This window comes from Shewanella corallii, from assembly GCF_023349125.1.
Classification (GTDB): domain Bacteria; phylum Pseudomonadota; class Gammaproteobacteria; order Enterobacterales; family Shewanellaceae; genus Shewanella; species Shewanella corallii.
Window position 1 is genome coordinate 165,366 of sequence record NZ_JAKIKT010000003.1, and the last position, 17,034, is coordinate 182,399.

Genomic DNA, 17,034 nt, shown 5'->3' on the forward strand with positions numbered 1-17,034 from the left:
GACAAGACCGGCCACGCCAATTGCCAGACAGATAAAAGCACCAAACGCTCACAGCAAAGGGGACGCAGATAGCAGGCTCAAAGACGATAAGGTGTAACACGCACTTCGACCTGACAGCCGCAAATCAACAAACGCTGCCGTTCTTGCCATCTCCAACAGCAACTTTTTTTGTCGCTCTGTTATATGACTAAATCCTTCAGGAGGACAAAATGGCTTAATTAGCTCCCCAGTAACTACTTGTTTGGTAGACACCGAGTATCTAACCTAATCAAATATCCACCCGGACACAAAAAAGAAAGGACACCTTATTGGTGTCCTTTCATGCTTGTTCAATCCGGTGTTAACCCACTTTGAACTTCTCAACTATGGTCTTCAAATCATCTGAGATATTAGCCAGATCGGAGGCTTGCCTTGATACAGAGCCTGCACCTTCAGAGGTATTTTTAGCCAGGCTGTTCACCTCTTCAACACTGGAGTTAATGGTATCTACCACGGAGCTTTGCTCTTCTGCCGCCACTGCGATTTGATGGTTCATATCGCGGATATTGCTGACAGACTGATTGATGGACTTGAGTGCTTCATAGGTTTTATTGGCTTTCTCAGTAGTATGAGTCGCTTCGTCTACATTCACCCTCATGGACTCTACTGAGCGCTTGGCTTCAGACTGCAATCGGCTGATAAGCGACTGGATCTCTTCTGTGCTTTGCTGCGTACGACTTGCCAGGGAGCGAACTTCGTCAGCGACCACAGCAAAACCACGGCCCTGATCACCGGCTCTCGCCGCTTCAATTGCAGCATTCAATGCCAGCAGGTTGGTTTGCTCTGCAATACCGCGAATGGTATCCAGAATGCTGCCGACATTATCTGTTTCCCGCTCAAGGTTCTCGATAATGCTGGATACATCGGTAATATTTGATACCAGTTTGGTGATGCTTTGACGGGTATCTTCCAACACTGCCTGCCCTTCATTGGCAAAGGTATCAGCCTCGCTGGCGGCATCTGACGCGTTTTGAGCGCTCTCTGCAATATCCTGCACTGTGGAAGTCATCTCGTGCATGGCTGATGCAGTGTGGGAAAGCTGATCGGCCTGCGATTCAGAGTTTCTGACCGTATCATCCGTCACTGTAACCAAGCTGCGGGATGAGGTGTTCAGGGTTGCAGAAGAGTTTGCCAACTGGCCAACAATCTGCTTGAGATTAGAGTTCATCTCAATCATGGCGGCATAGATACCCGTTACCTCACCCGTTTGATTAAAGGTTTGAGTCAGGTCACCCGATGCGATTCTGCGGGCAATCTCTTCTATATCAGATGGCTCGCCACCTATGGGTTTACGTACCGCCTTGGTGACAAAGAAGCTCAACGCGATGCCTGCCAATATCGCAATAATCGAGATGACGATAACCGAGTTAACCGCACCTTCACTGTCGCTTTGCGCCTCGGGGCCCAGAATGTCCTGTGCACTCTTAATCGAGCCATTAAAGTCATTGAGGTTGACTGTGACTTTGGGACCAATTACATCCAGACCGTTGGTAATGTATTCATTTCTGTGGGCGATGATATCTGCTGTCTCTGCAAGCGCAGATTTATAGCTTTCATAGGCCGATTCAAACTCATTGCCCAACTGTCTTTCACGACCGGCTGAAAGCGTTGGCTTCAGTCTTTCAAATGGTGCCGCTACCGCATCCAACTCGGAGTTTGCCCGGCTTAAGTCAGCATCGGAATTACTTATAAGGAATTTTGCGGCGAACAGACGACCCAGCAGCAGTTTTTCCTGCACCTGAGAAGCATAAAACAGAGACTGAAGGTCATTGGACTCACGGGAAAGCTCAATAATCTCCGTCATGTTCTGACGCATTTTAAGGCCATTGGGATCCATTCTTTCGCCGACGACTTTATTTCTGCGTTCAAAGTCTGCAATCACCTCTTTGAAGGTTGTCTGATACTCGTCGACCAGCTGTAAAGACTCTTTCAATTCAGCAATACGGGTGGAATCCTGCTCGACCTTGATCATATCGCCGATATGCTTTTCGATATCGTTGATGTAATAGTCAACTTTTTCAATCTGGGCGCTGTCCTGAGTTTTCAGGAACTTTAAAACCCCCAGTCTGGCTTGCAGTAATTCAGCCTGAATCTGGCTGGCGGAGTTGGAGCTTCGAGCCAACCCTCTGTAGTCAGTAAAATTCTGGTAGCCCTCTGACAAACCGAAGTATCCAACTCCTGATACCACCACCAATAGACCCAAGACAGCTGCGAAAGATACTGACAGCTGTTGCGCTAGCTTGAGTTTAGAAAACATGTTGTGTTCTCCTGTCCCGAACCCTATTCAATTCAGCAAGGCAAACGCCTTTATATCCCGATAATTTTGGTGTGAGCACCCAACCCGATTCCGGCAAACATCACTTAAGTACCAGAGCAATACGGAAAAAGTACTCTGATTCAGTTTGGCACATATTGGGAATTTTGAAGGTGAATGTGAGAAATCATTCAAAAATAGACAGGGACCGGTAGGCTCGGAGCTAATTGGTGGAGACAAATAATAAAAAAGCCGACATCGCTGCCGGCTTTTAAAACTTAAGGAGGTTGTTTACTTAATGCCTGCCAGCGCGTCCTGACACAGCTTGGTAATACGCTCCCAGTCACCCGCTTCCATCGCATCTACAGGTGCTATCCAGCTGCCACCGATACAATCGACGTTATCCAAAGCCAGATAATCATTGTAGTTGCCGGGGCTGATGCCACCGGTTGGACAGAAACGAATACCGGACAAAGGACCGCCAAAGGCTTTAAGGGCATTCACACCACCAGAGGCTTCCGCCGGGAAGAACTTAAAGTGGGTATATCCCTGAGCCATACCTTCCATCACTTCGGAAATACTGGCAACACCAGGGATAAGAGGCACCTTACCCTCTTTCGCCGCGCTCAGCAGCGCAGGGGTTGCACCAGGTGTAATAGCGAACTGTGCGCCCGCTTCAGCAGCCTGCTGCAGTTGTTCCACGTTAAGAATCGTTCCTGCACCTACAATCGCTTCTGGCACTTCCTGAGCGATACGTGTAATAGCTTCAAGCGCGCAAGAGGTTCTGAGTGTCACTTCCAGTACCTTGATTCCGCCAGCTACCAGCGCTTTTGCCAGAGGCACTGCGTGCTCAATCTCCTTGATGACCATCACAGGAACGATAGGACTGCAACTGAACACCTCTTGAGGCTGTAAAGACCAGTTATTATTTTGCATCTCGTTTCTTTCCTTAATGATCAATAGTATTCGTCAATCGCACCGGTACTGCGTGCACCGGTTTCAGGACTGGAGAGATTGGCGCGCAATGCACCGAACATCTCGCGGCCCATACCATAGCGAACCGGACGCAGGTCGATAGCTTCCGCCTCACGATTCAGAAGTTCTGCTTCATCCACCAGCAGACTGATTTCGCCACTCAGGGCATCAACACGCACCAAGTCGCCGTTAAGGATCTTGCCAATCAATCCACCATCCAGCGCTTCCGGCGTCAGGTGAATAGCGGCTGGAACCTTGCCCGATGCGCCAGACATACGGCCATCAGTCAGCAATGCAACTTTGAAGCCCTTGTCCTGCTGGGTACCCAGCATAGGGGTCAGCTTATGCAACTCTGGCATACCGTTGGCTTTCGGGCCCTGGCCTTTCACCACGACCACACAGTCTTTATCCAGCTCGCCGGACTTAAACAGTGCGTCCATCTTGTTCTGGTCGTCGATAACCACCGCTGGCGCTTCAACTACTCTGTGTTGCTCTGCCACGGCTGACACTTTAATTACCGCGCGGCCAAGGTTACCTTTCAGCAGCTTGAGACCACCATTAGCCTGGAATGCCTCAGACACATTGGTCAGCACCTCTTTGTCCAGGCTTTCGGACGGACCCTCTACCCAGGTCAACTCACCGTCCATCAGTTTTGGCTCTTTGGTGTAACGGTTCAGACCGAAACCGGCGACTGTGTTCACATCTTCGTGCAACAAACCGTTATTCAGCAGCTCACGAATAAGGAACGCCATACCACCGGCCGCGTGGAAGTGGTTAATGTCTGCGTGACCATTAGGGTAAACACGGGCAAGCAAAGGCACAGCATCAGACAGTTCAGAGAAATCATCCCAGTTGACGATAATCCCTGCTGCACGCGCTGCGGCAACAATATGCATGGTCAGGTTGGTTGAACCACCGGTTGCCAGCAGGGCAACAATGCCGTTAACCACTGACTTCTCGCTGACGATTTCACCGATTGGCGAGTATTGGCCGCTGGTTTCGGTTAAACGGCAAACCTGCTTGGCAGCCATCTTGTTCAGGGCTTCACGCAATGGATCATCCGGATTAACGAATGATGAACCCGGCAACTGCAGTCCCATCACTTCCAGCATCAGCTGGTTGGAGTTGGCGGTGCCATAGAAGGTACAGGTACCGGCACTGTGGTAACTCTTTGATTCGGCTTCCAGCAGTGCTTCACGGTCAACCTTGCCCTGGGCAAATTGCTGACGGATACGGGCTTTCTCTTTATTGGGAATGCCTGACTTCATTGGACCCGCAGGGACGAACAACATTGGCAGGTGGCCAAAGCTCAACGCACCGATAAGCAGACCTGGAACAATCTTGTCGCAGATCCCCAGCAGCAGTGCGCCATCAAACATATTGTGAGACAGGCCGACTGCGGTACCCATGGCAATCACTTCGCGGCTGAGCAGACTGAGCTCCATGCCGGGTTGGCCCTGAGTTACACCGTCACACATGGCAGGAACGCCACCGGCTACCTGAGCCACACTGCCAATTTCGTTGCAGGCCGCTTTCAGCATTGCCGGATAGTCACCATAGGGTTGGTGCGCAGACAACATATCGTTATAGGCAGTAATAATACCTATGTTGGCCTTGGTCAGTTGTCGCAGTGTGCCTTTATCAGCAGCATTGCAGGCAGCATATCCGTGGGCCAGGTTGCCACAACTCAGGCTGGAACGATGAACGCCATTACCGCGGGCTTCATTGAGTGCCGCAAGATACTTTTCGCGGCTCGCCTTACTGCGGGCGATGATCCTGTCAGTGACAGCTTGAACAACTGAGTGCATCTTGCCTCCTTAAGCACTCCAGTAAACGTCTACCGGAGTCTTGTGTTGGGCCAATACCGCTCTGATGGGCATGGCCTTGATATCGTCGCTCTCAAGAGCCTGACGATAGACTGCTAATTTCTGCTCCCCTACCAGATGCAGGTATATTTGGCGGCTGGCCAGAATCGCCTGACGGGTAAAGGTAATACGGGCGTGTGGTGCTGAGCCCGGGTTAACCGCTGCCAGCAAAGCATCGGTATCCAGTGCGTTATCCAGCTCAGCCGCAGGAGCACATGGGAACCAGGAACAGGTATGGCCATCATTGCCCATACCCAACACCACAACATCGAACGGACGCGGGAAGTTGGCCAGCGACTCCGTAGTCATGGCCAGACCGGCTTCCGGTGTCGCGAACATGTTCTTCAGACCGCGGAATTTGGCGTTGGCGGCCAATCCACGCAGCAGGTTGGCTCTGACCAGCGACTCGTTGGAGTCTTTGTCATAGCTCTCTACCCAGCGCTCGTCGGCCAGACTGATATAAACATCACTCCAGTCAATTGCCTTTTCGCTGAGCGCCTGGAACAGTTTCAGCGGTGTTGAACCACCAGACACCAGCAGCGAAGCCTTCCCACGGGAATCGACTGCCTGCTGCAATTGGCGAGCAATACGATCGGCCAGCTGTGCTTCCAGTGCATCGGTGCTGTCGAAAGATTTAAACACGGCTTCTTTAATCACAGAGCTTCTCCTTACTCGTCCCAGGAACGGCCATCTTTGGTGATCAGTGCGACTGACGCCACAGGGCCCCAGGTACCTGCCGGATAGGGCTTGGGTCTCTCGTTGGACATTTCCCAGGCGTTGATGATGCCATCCACCCAGGTCCATGCCTGCTCAACTTCATCGCGACGCACAAACAGCGCCTGATTACCCAGCATGGCTTCCAGCAGCAAACGCTCGTAGGCGTCGGCAATACGTTCGTTCTTGAAGGTATCGGAGAAGCTAAGGTCAAGCTTGGTGGTTTGCAGGCGAGTGCTCTGCTCCAGACCCGGTACCTTGTTCATCATCTGGATTTCAACGCCTTCATGAGGCTGCAGACGAATGGTCAGCTTGTTAGGCGGCAGATTACGGTAGCTGGAGCGATACAGGTTGTGCGGTGGATTTTTGAAGTACACCACAATCTCTGAACTCTTGAATGGCATGCGCTTACCGCTGCGCAGATAGAAAGGCACACCGGCCCAACGCCAGTTATCGATATCGACCCGCAGTGCCACAAAACTCTCAGTGGTAGAGTCGGTATTGGCACCCTCCTCTTCCAAATACCCTGGAACCGGGCTGCCACGCAGGAAACCGGCGGTGTACTGACCACGTACCGTGTTTTCAAATACGTTGTCCATGTTGATTGGACGCAGCGACTTGAGCACTTTCACTTTTTCATCGCGGATGCTGTCGGCATCCAGGTTCACCGGTGGGTCCATGGCAACCAGAGTCAACACCTGCAGCAGATGGTTCTGGATCATGTCACGCATCTGACCGGCTTTATCAAAGTAGCCCCAGCGCCCTTCAATACCCACCTCTTCGGCCACAGTAATCTGTACATGGTCGATGGTTCGGTTGTCCCACTTGGACGCGAACAGTGAGTTGGCAAAACGCAGTGCAATCAGGTTTTGTACCGTTTCTTTACCCAGATAGTGGTCAATACGGTAAACCTGACTTTCATCGAAGTAGGCAGACACCTGATCGTTAATCACTTTGGAAGACGCCAAATCCGAGCCGATTGGCTTTTCGAGTACCACGCGGGTATCAGGCTTGATCAGATTCTGTTCGTGAAGGCTGCGACAGATATCGCCGAAAATGGCTGGGGGAGTGGCGAAGTAGTTCACCATAACATGGGAGGGTTCGAGCAGTTCGTGGAAAGCGGCATATCCGTCCGCATCGGTGAAATTGGTTCCCACATAGTGACACCGCTCAAGGAAGCGAGACACAGTCTCATCACACAGGGGCTCTTTGACAAAGGTATCCAGTGCGGTCTTCACCAGCTCCTGAAATGCCTCGCGACTGAAGTCGTCCTTTGCCACCCCGACAATGCGGGTCTTGTCCTGCAGCAGTTGTGCCTTGTCCAACTGATATAAAGAAGGCAACAACTTCCTGCGGGCCAGGTCTCCTTTGGTGCCAAACAGGACAAAGTCACATGCTTTGGCGGCTGTTGAAGAAATACCCATTGCTTCAAGCTCTCCTTTTAGGGTCACCGGGTTTGTGATTGCTAAGAAACCCACTGTTTTGTCGTAATATAACAACAGAATATTGTAATTGCACCCAGAAATTTAAAAATGTCGTGACCGGGTGCTATAGTCACTGTCATCATGATTCTGTTATGCTTTTTCAGGCTGAAAGAGCGTTGCCAGTCGATTCTTTCAAGACTGGACATCCACGGATGTCCCTTACGGTGCTTGATAGAAATGTTGTTATTCTGTACATCTATCACCGTTGTCTATAAATAAAACTACACTATCGAAATTTAGCGGACGTACGCGTATGAATACCCTAGAAAAGGTTCAGAAAAGCCTCGCTCATTTCAGTAAATCTGAAAGAAAAGTGGCTGAAGTCATCCTGGCTTCACCCCAGACGGCCATTCACTCCAGTATTGCCACGCTGGCCAAGATGGCGGACGTCAGCGAGCCAACCGTTAACCGTTTTTGCCGCAGATTGGATACCAAGGGCTTCCCTGATTTTAAACTGCATCTGGCCCAAAGTCTCGCGAATGGCACCCCCTATGTGAGCCGCCACGTAGAAGAAGATGACTCCCCGGATTCTTACACCACTAAAATCTTCGAATCTTCAATGGCATCGCTGGATACGGCCCGTCAAAGCCTGGATACCAGCGCCATTAATAAAGCCGTGGATGTGCTGACTCAGGCAAAGAAAATTTCCTTCTTCGGCCTGGGCGCATCGTCAGCTGTGGCCCACGACGCTCAGAACAAGTTTTTCCGATTTAATGTGCCGGTCATCTGTTTTGATGATGTGCTGATGCAGCGCATGAGCTGTATCAACAGCACTGAGGGTGATGTTGTGGTGCTTATCTCCCACACAGGTCGTACAAAATCACTGATCGACATTGCCCGTCTGGCGCGTGAAAACGGTGCCGCAGTTATCGGTATTACCGCCCGTAATTCGCCACTGTCTGCCGAGTGTACCCTGCCGGTCACGATTGAAGTACCGGAAGACACTGACATGTACCTGCCAATGGCATCGCGCCTGGCACAGCTGGTTATTATCGACGTATTGGCTACCGGCTTTACCCTGCGCCGCGGCCCTCGATTTCGTGACAGTCTGAAACGTGTCAAAGAAGTTCTGAAAGAGTCCCGAATCACAGTTGACCACAGCCACGTGTAGTTAGTGTGATTTCGAAAAAAAAGCACCTGCAGGTGCTTTTTTATTGTCTGTATTACGGCAAACTGACCTTTGCAAACGGTGTAATCAAGTTGTCATCTATGCCCCAGATACTGACCACAACTGGAATACAGGCAAATTCCGGCATAAAAACCCGGTGAGACTTCACAAATTTCGATCAGGCGTTTTACGGTTTTTGATTGTAATTTTCCTACAATTTCAGGTGGAAGCTGATAATATAACGGGCAGACAATATGAAATTAACGGAGTGTCATATGTTCCGCAGAACCAAAATCGTGACCACACTCGGCCCAGCCACTGATCGTGATGATAACCTTCGCCGCATCATCGCCGCCGGTGCCAATGTTGTCCGCATGAACTTCTCCCATGGCTCACCAGAGGATCACCTCGAACGCGCCAACGCAGTCCGTCAAATCGCCAAAGAGCTCGGCACCCATGTCGCTATCCTGGGTGATCTTCAGGGCCCTAAAATCCGCGTTTCTACCTTTAAAGATAACCAGAAAATTCAGCTGAACCTGGGCGATACTTTCGTGCTGGACGCTGAGCTGGGTAAAGGTGAAGGTGATCAAAACGCGGTAGGTATTGATTACAAGGCGCTGCCTGACGACGTGGTTGTTGGCGATATCCTGATGCTGGACGATGGCCGCGTGCAACTGAAAGTGGAAAAGGTTGAAGGCCGTAAGGTTATTACCAGTGTTGTGGTGGCAGGTCCCCTGTCCAACAATAAGGGGATCAACAAGCAAGGTGGTGGTTTGTCTGCGGCAGCTCTGACCGACAAGGACAAAGCTGATATTCATACTGCAGCTCAAATTCAGGTGGACTACCTGGCGGTGTCTTTCCCACGCAGCGGTGCTGATCTGGAATACGCCCGTAAGTTGGCCCGTGAAGCTGGCAGCAACGCACTGATTGTAGCCAAGGTAGAGCGCGCAGAAGCGGTTGCCACCGATGAAGCGATGGATGATGTTATCAATGCTTCAGACGCTGTGATGGTTGCCCGTGGTGATCTGGGTGTTGAAATTGGTGACGCTGCACTGGTGGCTGTTCAGAAGAAACTGATCGCCCGCTCACGCCAGTTGAACAAAGCGGTAATCACTGCGACTCAGATGATGGAGTCCATGATCTCCAGTCCAATGCCAACCCGCGCAGAAGTTATGGACGTTGCCAACGCAGTACTGGACGGTACTGATGCAGTGATGCTGTCCGCCGAGACTGCAGCCGGTGATTTCCCTGAAGAAACCGTTAAGGCCATGGCCAATGTGTGCCTGGGCGCAGAGTCACACCCAAGCGTACGTGTATCCAAGCACAGACTGGATGAGTCTTTCACCACAGTGGAAGAAACCATCGCCATGTCTACCATGTACGCTGCCAACCACCTGCCAGGCGTCAAGGCGATTATTGCCCTGACTGAGTCTGGTTCGACTCCTCGCCTGATGTCACGTATCACCTCGGCACTGCCTATTCTGGGTCTGTCCCGTCATGAGACGACCCTGGCGAAAATGGCACTGTACCGCGGCGTTCAGCCTATCTACTTTGACACCACAGCTTACACAGCAGATGAAGTTGCGGCCAACGCGCTGGTTATGCTGAAAGAGTCAAACTACCTGCAGTCCGGTGACATGGTATTGATGACCAAAGGTGATGCCATGGAGACCATTGGCGGCACCAACACCTGTAAGGTTTTGATTGTGGCTTAATTGCCAACGTCATAAAAAAGGAACGCCGCGGCGTTCCTTTTTTGTTTCAACAGTTTGTCGTCAGAGCTTGTCAAACTCATCAACTGCAATGGCCGCCTTTCTGGCCTCATCTGCCTGCTTAAGCTTGTCAGACTCTTCCGCTGTGATGATACCTGCCTCATAGGCAGCATCGAAACGGTTGTCACCGGACTTGAGCTGAACTTTGCCCTTACGAATGGCTTTATCCACTCTGGCTCTCAGGGACTGGGTACAGTGCATCGCCATAAAGGCAGTTTCCACTTCAGCTATACCACTGGTGTCCCCCTCAAGATCCGGACACAGGAAGGTGAGACGAGACCGACCCGGCCCCGGCTTTAACATACCCTCAACCGCCAGCCGAACGGTCTCATCCGATGGGCCATTAAAATGGTTGCCCAGTGGAAACAGAATCAGTCCCAGCTTGAACTTCAACACTGGATTCGGGAAGTTCCTCACCACATCCTTCAGCGCCGCGGCAGCCTGCTGCAAACGGGTTTGCATAACATAATGCACCACAGGCAGATCTTCATACTGACGACCGTTGTCCTCGAATAACTTAAGGGTGGCAGATGCCAGATATAGCTGGCTGAGCACATCTCCCAATCTGGCAGACATCATCTCCCGGCGCTTCAATTCACCGCCCATCACCAGCATGGCGAAATCTGTTGCTATAGCCAGGCCCGAAGAGATCCGCTCCATATGTTGATAGTACGTCCGGGTTTCACCGCTGACTGGGGTCGTGGCTAAGCGGCTTCCTGTCAGTGCATGACCAAAGGCACGGAAACCATTCTTATAGGCATAAATAATGTGTGAGATAAGCAGCTCATCAAATTGATCCAGTCCTTCCTCTTCATCATCCATTGAGGCCGCAGCCATCTCTTTAAGAACAAATGGATGACAACGGGTTGCCCCCTGACCAAATATCATCAGGCTGCGGGTCAGTATGTTGGCGCCTTCAACAGTAATGGAAAGCGGGTTCGCCATATAATGGTGACCCAGGTAGTTTTTGGGACCCAGTTGAATCCCCTTACCTGCCTGAATATCCATGGCGTCGTTCATTACCGAACGCCCCATTTCAGTCATATGGTATTTGGCAATTGCGGTAACCACAGAAGGCTTAACTTTAAGGTCCAAACCTGTCGTGGTGAGTCGGCGCGCAGCCTCCAACTGATAGGTGTTGCCGATAATACGTGCCAGTGCTTCCTGTACCCCTTCAAACGCCCCAATTGGCATACCAAATTGCTGACGCACCGCACTGTAGGCAGTGGTGGTTTTGGTCGCCATATGACCACTGGCCGTGGCCAGCGCAGGCAGCGAAATGCCCCGGCCGGCTGACAGACACTCCACCAGCATTCTCCAGCCATGTCCGGCATATTGAGCACCGCCGATAATCCAGTCCAGAGGAATAAAGACATCCTTGCCCCTGGTGGTGCCATTCATAAATGCCAGACCAAGTGGGTCATGACGAATGCCGGTTTCAACACCTGGGTGAGAGACAGGGATCAGCGCACAGGTAATGCCAATATCCTGTTTGTCACCGAGCAAACCATCGGGGTCTTTTAACTTGAACGCCAGACCCAGCACTGTTGCTACGGGTGCAAGAGTGATATATCGCTTGTCCCAGTTGAGTCGAATGCCCGTGACTTCCTCGCCAGCAAACTCACCCAGGCAAACCACACCTGTGTCGGGTATAGCGCCCGCATCTGAGCCGGCTTCAGGGCCTGTCAGTGCGAAACAGGGAATTTCATCCCCTTTGGCCAGTGCTGGCAGCCACTGCTCTTTTTGCTCACGGGTACCATAATGACTGAGCAATTCGCCCGGTCCCAGGGAGTTGGGCACCATCACAGTTACCGCGGCGCTGATACTGCGGCTAGCCAACATGGATACAATCGTTGAGTTGGCGTAAGCGGAAAACTCATGACCACCGTACTGTTTGGGGATAATCAGTGAGAAGAACCCCTCTTTGCGGAAGTATTCCCACAGTTCAGGCGGCAGATCCCTGCGGTTGTGGACTATGTCGTAATCATCGATAAGACTCAGGGCGTGGCTGACCTGAACCTTGATGAACTCCTGCTCCTGTGGAGTCAGCTCACTCTTGCCAAAACCGTGTAAGCGATCCCAGTCTGGCTTGCCCCCAAACAGTTCCCCTTCCCACCAAATATCGCCGGCTTCCATCGCCTGTCTTTCGGTGTCAGATAAAGGGGGTAAGACGCGCTTAAAAAAAGCAAAGGCAGGTCGTGAAATGACCTGCCTGCGAACACTGGTTACACCAAACAGCACGACAATCAGTGCTGTCAGCAATAAAAGGAAACTTATCATCACATCAGCCTTTATGCAGTCAGTTGCGGCGCATTGACCCCGGCAGCCATATAAGGAATCACCTTGCGGATCACTGCTTCAATATCATTTTGCTCATTGAAGTCTGCGGCAGCAATTTCCATCAGGGCATCAGCCGACGCCATGGTGAAAACAATCGTGCCCAGGGTGAAGTGCAATCGCCAGAACATATCCGCTTTGGGGATCTCCGGAACACTTTCAGATACCGCATCAACAAAGAAACTCAGGTGCTCACCATAATGGGTGGTAATAAACCATCTCAGGTGACCCTGACTCTCAATATACCCTCTGCCGAGCAGTTGCAGAAACAAAGTCGTTCCATCAGGACGCAATTTATTGAGTTCGAGCAAAGGATTGACCAGAACTGAGAACACCTGCTCAAGTGGAATGTGCTGTTTTTCTGCTTTGAGCTGTTTCAGCTCATCGGTTGCCAGCGGCATAAAGACATCGAGATACCTGGCCAGAACAGCGCGAATAAGCTCTTTTTTAGAGCCAAAATGATAGTTGACTGATGCCAGATTCACTTCCGCTTTACTGGTGATCAGTCGCAGCGAAGTTTCAGAAAAGCCACGTTCAGCGAAGAGTTTCTCTGCAGCGTCTAAAATTCGGGTTTTGGTGTCACTTCGGCTTGCCATGAGTTCTACCTAACTTATTTAAAACACTCGTTTAAATTAAACAGCGGTTAATAAATTGTCAAACACTATATTCGATGTTTTTCTCTGGTAGAACCGCGCCTTTCAACGCCTCAGGCTATCTGGCTACTTAAGGATAGGGTAAACTCTCCAACAAAAAAACAACAGGGATAGCATATATGTTTCAACGACACCTCAGTATATCCACACTGGCAGTGATCACGGCAATAGGAATTACCGGCTGTCAGCAGCCCCAGTCTCCGCAATCAGATACAAACACACAGTCGCTTGAGTCCAAACAGCTGGCACCTTCGACTGAACAGGCAGTAGCATTTATAACAAAAGCTGAAAACCATCTGGCTCAGCTCTCGGAAAAACAATCCCGGACAGAATGGATTTACTCCAACTTTATTACTGAAGATACCGCAGCATTGGCTGCGGAAGTCGCCGAAGAGGTAACAGCAGCCCAGGTCGGCTATGCCACCGAAGCGGCTCAGTTTGTCGGCGTTGAGCTGGACCCTGTCAATCAACGCAAACTCAATATACTGCGCAGTGCACTGGTATTACCGGCGCCACTGGATCCCGCCAAGAATAAGGAACTTGCCTCCATCGCCGCTGACCTTAATGGCATATATGGCAAAGGTAAGTACTGTTTCGCTGATGGTGACTGCAAAACGCTTCCCGAACTTTCAGCCATACTGGCAGAGTCCAGAGATCCCGCCCTGCTTGAAGAGGTATGGACTGGTTGGCGTCAAATCTCACAACCTATGCGCCCTTTGTTTGAGCGTGAAGTCCAGCTGGCCAATGAAGGGGCGCAGGATCTTGGCTTTGCCGATCTGTCCGAGTTGTGGCGCAGCCAATATGATATGAAGCCTCAAGAGTTCAGCGCCGAGCTTGACCGTCTTTGGGGTCAGGTTGAACCTCTGTATGAGTCACTGCACTGTTATGTCCGTGGTGAGCTTAATGAAGAGTATGGTGACGAAGTCGTCGCCAAAGACCAGCCAATTCCGGCCCACCTGCTTGGCAATATGTGGGCGCAACAATGGGGCACCATCTATGACATGGTCGCACCGGAAGATGCCGACCCTGGTTATGATGTTACCGCCTTGCTGGCCGAGCACAATTATGACGAGATAAAGATGGTGAAGCAGGCTGAATCCTTCTTTACCTCTTTGGGTTTTGAGCCGCTGCCCGATACCTTCTGGACTCGCTCCCTGTTCGTTCAACCACAGGACAGAGATGTTGTGTGCCATGCTTCTGCCTGGGATTTGGATAATGAAGACGATATCCGCATCAAGATGTGTATTCAGAAGACGGGTGAAGAATTTGTGGTGATCCATCATGAACTGGGCCACAACTTCTATCAAAGAGCATACAAGGGCCAGCCTCATCTGTTTAAAAACAGCGCCAATGATGGTTTCCATGAAGCCATTGGCGATACCGTAGCCCTGTCTATTACTCCGGCTTATCTGCAACAAATTGGCCTGCTTGAAACCATTCCCGATGAAAGTAAGGACATTGGCCTGCTGCTCAAACAGGCGCTGGATAAAGTTGCGTTTCTGCCCTTTGGTCTGATGATTGACCAATGGCGCTGGAAAGTGTTCTCCGGTGAAATCAAACCTGAGCAGTACAATCAGGCCTGGTGGGAACTGCGTGAGAAGTATCAGGGCGTCGCTGCACCGGTGGCGCGCAGCGAGCAGGATTTCGACCCGGGTGCAAAATACCATGTTCCGGGTAATGTGCCTTATACCCGCTACTTCCTCGCCCATATTCTGCAGTTTCAGTTCCACCGCTCCTTATGCGAGCTGGCAGGAAATACCGGCCCGGTTCATCGCTGCAGCATCTATGGCAGCGAAGTGGCCGGTGAGAAACTCAACACCCTGCTCGAAATGGGGATGAGCCAACCCTGGCAGGTCGCACTTAAAGAAGTGACAGGCACTGATACCATGGACGCTGGCGCCGTACTTGACTACTTTGCCCCGCTGAAAGTTTGGTTGGATGAGCAAAACAAGGCAGCCAACCGTCAGTGTGGTTGGTAAAAAGCTTAACGTAAAAACGCGGCCCATGGCCGCGTTTTTTATTTTGTGTCCGCTGTTGTAAAAATCAACCTGTGACTACAAATCAATGGATAAGGTCCCGGTATTATCTGAAGCCAGAACCTTTATGGTGAGTTTCCCTCGCGGCATCCTTCTGAGCCTGAGACTTAGCCAGCATCACATACATGGCACCATTTCCGCCCTCTTCTTTGAGGGCAGAATGAAATCCCATCACCTCATCCAATTGCGGCAACCAGCTGCTGACAGCCGATTTAATCAGGGCAGGATAAGGTTTGTTCCCCAGACCTTTACCATGGATAAGCAACACACAGCGCTCTTCACGGCCAAACGCTGCCAGCATGCCATTGACCAGTGCCTCTTTGGCATCTCTCAGCCGCATACCCCTTAGATCAAGAATGGTGGGATGCTTGTATTTCCCCAATCGCAGATTTTTAAACACCTGGTCCTGAACTCCCTGGCGTTTGAAGGAAACAGGGTCGTCCGGGGCCATGGGTTTAAACAGGGCTGGATCAGTTGGCATTCTGTCGAGATACTCATTGGCCTCAGCCGCTGCACGCCTGCTCAACTGCGCCTGAGTAACAGAATTTGCCTCCGGGTTGAATACCTTATCGCCCTGCTCCAAAGGCTTCACACCCGCCATTTCAGCCCAAAACAGTTCGCTTTCATCTCCGGTCATACACCCTCCCGACATCTAAGACTCATCGAGCAACACACTTTGTAAAGATCTAATACTTTAGTTAGTTAGCTGCATTTATTATATTTACTGCATCAGATACAGACACAGTGTTTTTTTAATGGGAAAGTTTTTTCGGGGTATTTTTGTCCTGTTGGCAATCTTCGCAACCCCAAAGAGTTGGGCACAGGACAGCCCGAACCTCAACAGTGATATCAATGTACACTACCAGCAATTGAAAAAAGCATTCAACAAACTGGATGTATCACTGATCGCCCCCCTCTATTCCGAAAATGCCTGTTATCTTCCTGAGGGTCAGAGTAAAGCCATCATTATCGGCAAAGAGAAGATACTGGATCTGCATCGCAACTTCTTTTCCCGCATTCGTGCCAAACGCGCCCGAATAGAGGTGGACTTCCGGGTGATAGACAGGCAATTGAATAAGCCAAAAGCCACAGATGTTGGTTACTTTCTGGTGCGCTTTTACCCTGCCGCTGAGACAGGGGAACCCACCAGTGAGTTTGCCGGTAAATTCGTCTCCGTGCTGGAACAAAGCGAAGATGGCAAGTGGCACCTGACGGTAGACAGCAGCCACAAAGCCGACCCATCCCTCTATTTCTCTGCAAAACCAGTCGACAAACTGTATTATGGCGAGCTGTTCAGCCCCTTAAACCAAGAGAAAGAATGACAGCTCAACCCAAGCTTTGCCCCTGCCAGTCAGGTCGGGAGTATGATGCCTGTTGCCAACCCAGACACACAGGCAAGACTCCCGCAGAAACTCCAGAAGCGCTGATGCGATCCCGTTACTGTGCCTTTACTTTGGCACTTTGGCCCTATCTGATTGCCACCCACCATAAGGCGCACCTGAACGGTTTAACCGAGACAATGTTGGCAGAAGGCCCACAAACCCAATGGTTGGGATTGGATGTCATCGCATCTGACAGCGTGAAAGACAGTGGCAGTGTCACCTTTAAAGCCTGGTATAAAGACGGTCAGGGTGTCGATGCGATTTTTGAGCAGTCACAGTTTATTCGCGAAGATGGGCTTTGGTTCTACACCACTGGTGAACAGTTTACCGCTCAGCTGCCGGGTCGAAATGATGCCTGCATTTGTAAAAGCGGTAAGAAATTCAAGAAATGCTGCGGTAAGTAATTACTCGGGGG

Annotated in this window: 13 protein-coding genes; 5 read left to right on the top strand and 8 right to left on the bottom strand. The window is 50.9% G+C overall.

Annotation, left to right across the window (positions count from 1 at the left end):
* Window positions 1–340: 340 nt before the first annotated feature.
* From L2725_RS09850 to zwf, 5 genes are all read right to left on the bottom strand, one after another.
* Window positions 341–2,296: a HAMP domain-containing methyl-accepting chemotaxis protein gene (locus tag L2725_RS09850; RefSeq protein ID WP_249248816.1), complete on the bottom strand. Its 1,956-nt coding sequence runs from the start codon at window positions 2,294–2,296 to the stop codon at window positions 341–343.
* 288 nt (window positions 2,297–2,584) lie between these two features.
* Window positions 2,585–3,229 (bottom strand): bifunctional 4-hydroxy-2-oxoglutarate aldolase/2-dehydro-3-deoxy-phosphogluconate aldolase, encoded by a 645-nt coding sequence (locus L2725_RS09855; RefSeq protein ID WP_248936348.1) that lies wholly within the window; start codon window positions 3,227–3,229, stop codon window positions 2,585–2,587.
* Between the two features lie 20 nt (window positions 3,230–3,249).
* Window positions 3,250–5,076, bottom strand: coding sequence for a phosphogluconate dehydratase (edd, locus tag L2725_RS09860; protein ID WP_249248819.1), 1,827 nt, complete (start codon window positions 5,074–5,076; stop codon window positions 3,250–3,252).
* 9 nt (window positions 5,077–5,085) lie between these two features.
* Window positions 5,086–5,790: a 6-phosphogluconolactonase gene (gene pgl / locus L2725_RS09865; protein ID WP_249248820.1), complete on the bottom strand. Its 705-nt coding sequence runs from the start codon at window positions 5,788–5,790 to the stop codon at window positions 5,086–5,088.
* A gap of 11 nt (window positions 5,791–5,801) precedes the next feature.
* On the bottom strand, window positions 5,802–7,271 hold the full coding sequence (zwf, locus tag L2725_RS09870; RefSeq protein WP_115138491.1) for a glucose-6-phosphate dehydrogenase: 1,470 nt from the start codon (window positions 7,269–7,271) through the stop codon (window positions 5,802–5,804).
* Between the two features lie 313 nt (window positions 7,272–7,584).
* On the opposite strand from zwf, the gene L2725_RS09875 reads away from it, so the two are divergent.
* Window positions 7,585–8,442, top strand: a complete 858-nt coding sequence (locus tag L2725_RS09875; protein ID WP_115138490.1) for a MurR/RpiR family transcriptional regulator — start codon at window positions 7,585–7,587, stop codon at window positions 8,440–8,442.
* Between the two features lie 272 nt (window positions 8,443–8,714).
* The gene (gene pyk, locus L2725_RS09880; protein ID WP_248936351.1) at window positions 8,715–10,154 is read left to right on the top strand and encodes a pyruvate kinase; all 1,440 of its coding nucleotides are present in this window, start codon (window positions 8,715–8,717) and stop codon (window positions 10,152–10,154) included.
* 60 nt (window positions 10,155–10,214) lie between these two features.
* Here pyk and L2725_RS09885 read toward each other — a convergent pair whose 3' ends face one another.
* Together L2725_RS09885 and psrA are read right to left on the bottom strand one after the other, a co-directional pair.
* A complete protein-coding gene (locus tag L2725_RS09885) occupies window positions 10,215–12,491 on the bottom strand; it encodes an acyl-CoA dehydrogenase (RefSeq protein WP_249248821.1) in 2,277 nt (758 codons plus the stop codon).
* A gap of 11 nt (window positions 12,492–12,502) precedes the next feature.
* On the bottom strand, window positions 12,503–13,144 hold the full coding sequence (psrA, locus tag L2725_RS09890; protein WP_249248822.1) for a TetR family transcriptional repressor PsrA: 642 nt from the start codon (window positions 13,142–13,144) through the stop codon (window positions 12,503–12,505).
* Between the two features lie 176 nt (window positions 13,145–13,320).
* Between psrA and L2725_RS09895 the strand changes: the two genes are divergently transcribed.
* Window positions 13,321–15,180 (top strand): M2 family metallopeptidase, encoded by a 1,860-nt coding sequence (locus L2725_RS09895; RefSeq protein WP_249248823.1) that lies wholly within the window; start codon window positions 13,321–13,323, stop codon window positions 15,178–15,180.
* 103 nt (window positions 15,181–15,283) lie between these two features.
* Here L2725_RS09895 and smrA read toward each other — a convergent pair whose 3' ends face one another.
* Window positions 15,284–15,874, bottom strand: coding sequence for a DNA endonuclease SmrA (gene smrA, locus L2725_RS09900; RefSeq protein WP_248936355.1), 591 nt, complete (start codon window positions 15,872–15,874; stop codon window positions 15,284–15,286).
* 118 nt (window positions 15,875–15,992) lie between these two features.
* Here smrA and L2725_RS09905 point away from each other — a divergent pair, with 118 nt between their 5' ends.
* Together L2725_RS09905 and L2725_RS09910 are read left to right on the top strand one after the other, a co-directional pair.
* On the top strand, window positions 15,993–16,559 hold the full coding sequence (locus tag L2725_RS09905; RefSeq protein WP_249248824.1) for a YybH family protein: 567 nt from the start codon (window positions 15,993–15,995) through the stop codon (window positions 16,557–16,559).
* Window positions 16,556–17,023, top strand: coding sequence for a YchJ family protein (locus tag L2725_RS09910; RefSeq protein ID WP_249248825.1), 468 nt, complete (start codon window positions 16,556–16,558; stop codon window positions 17,021–17,023). The genes L2725_RS09905 and L2725_RS09910 overlap by 4 nt, the downstream gene beginning before the upstream one ends.
* The last annotated feature ends 11 nt before the right edge of the window (window positions 17,024–17,034 follow it).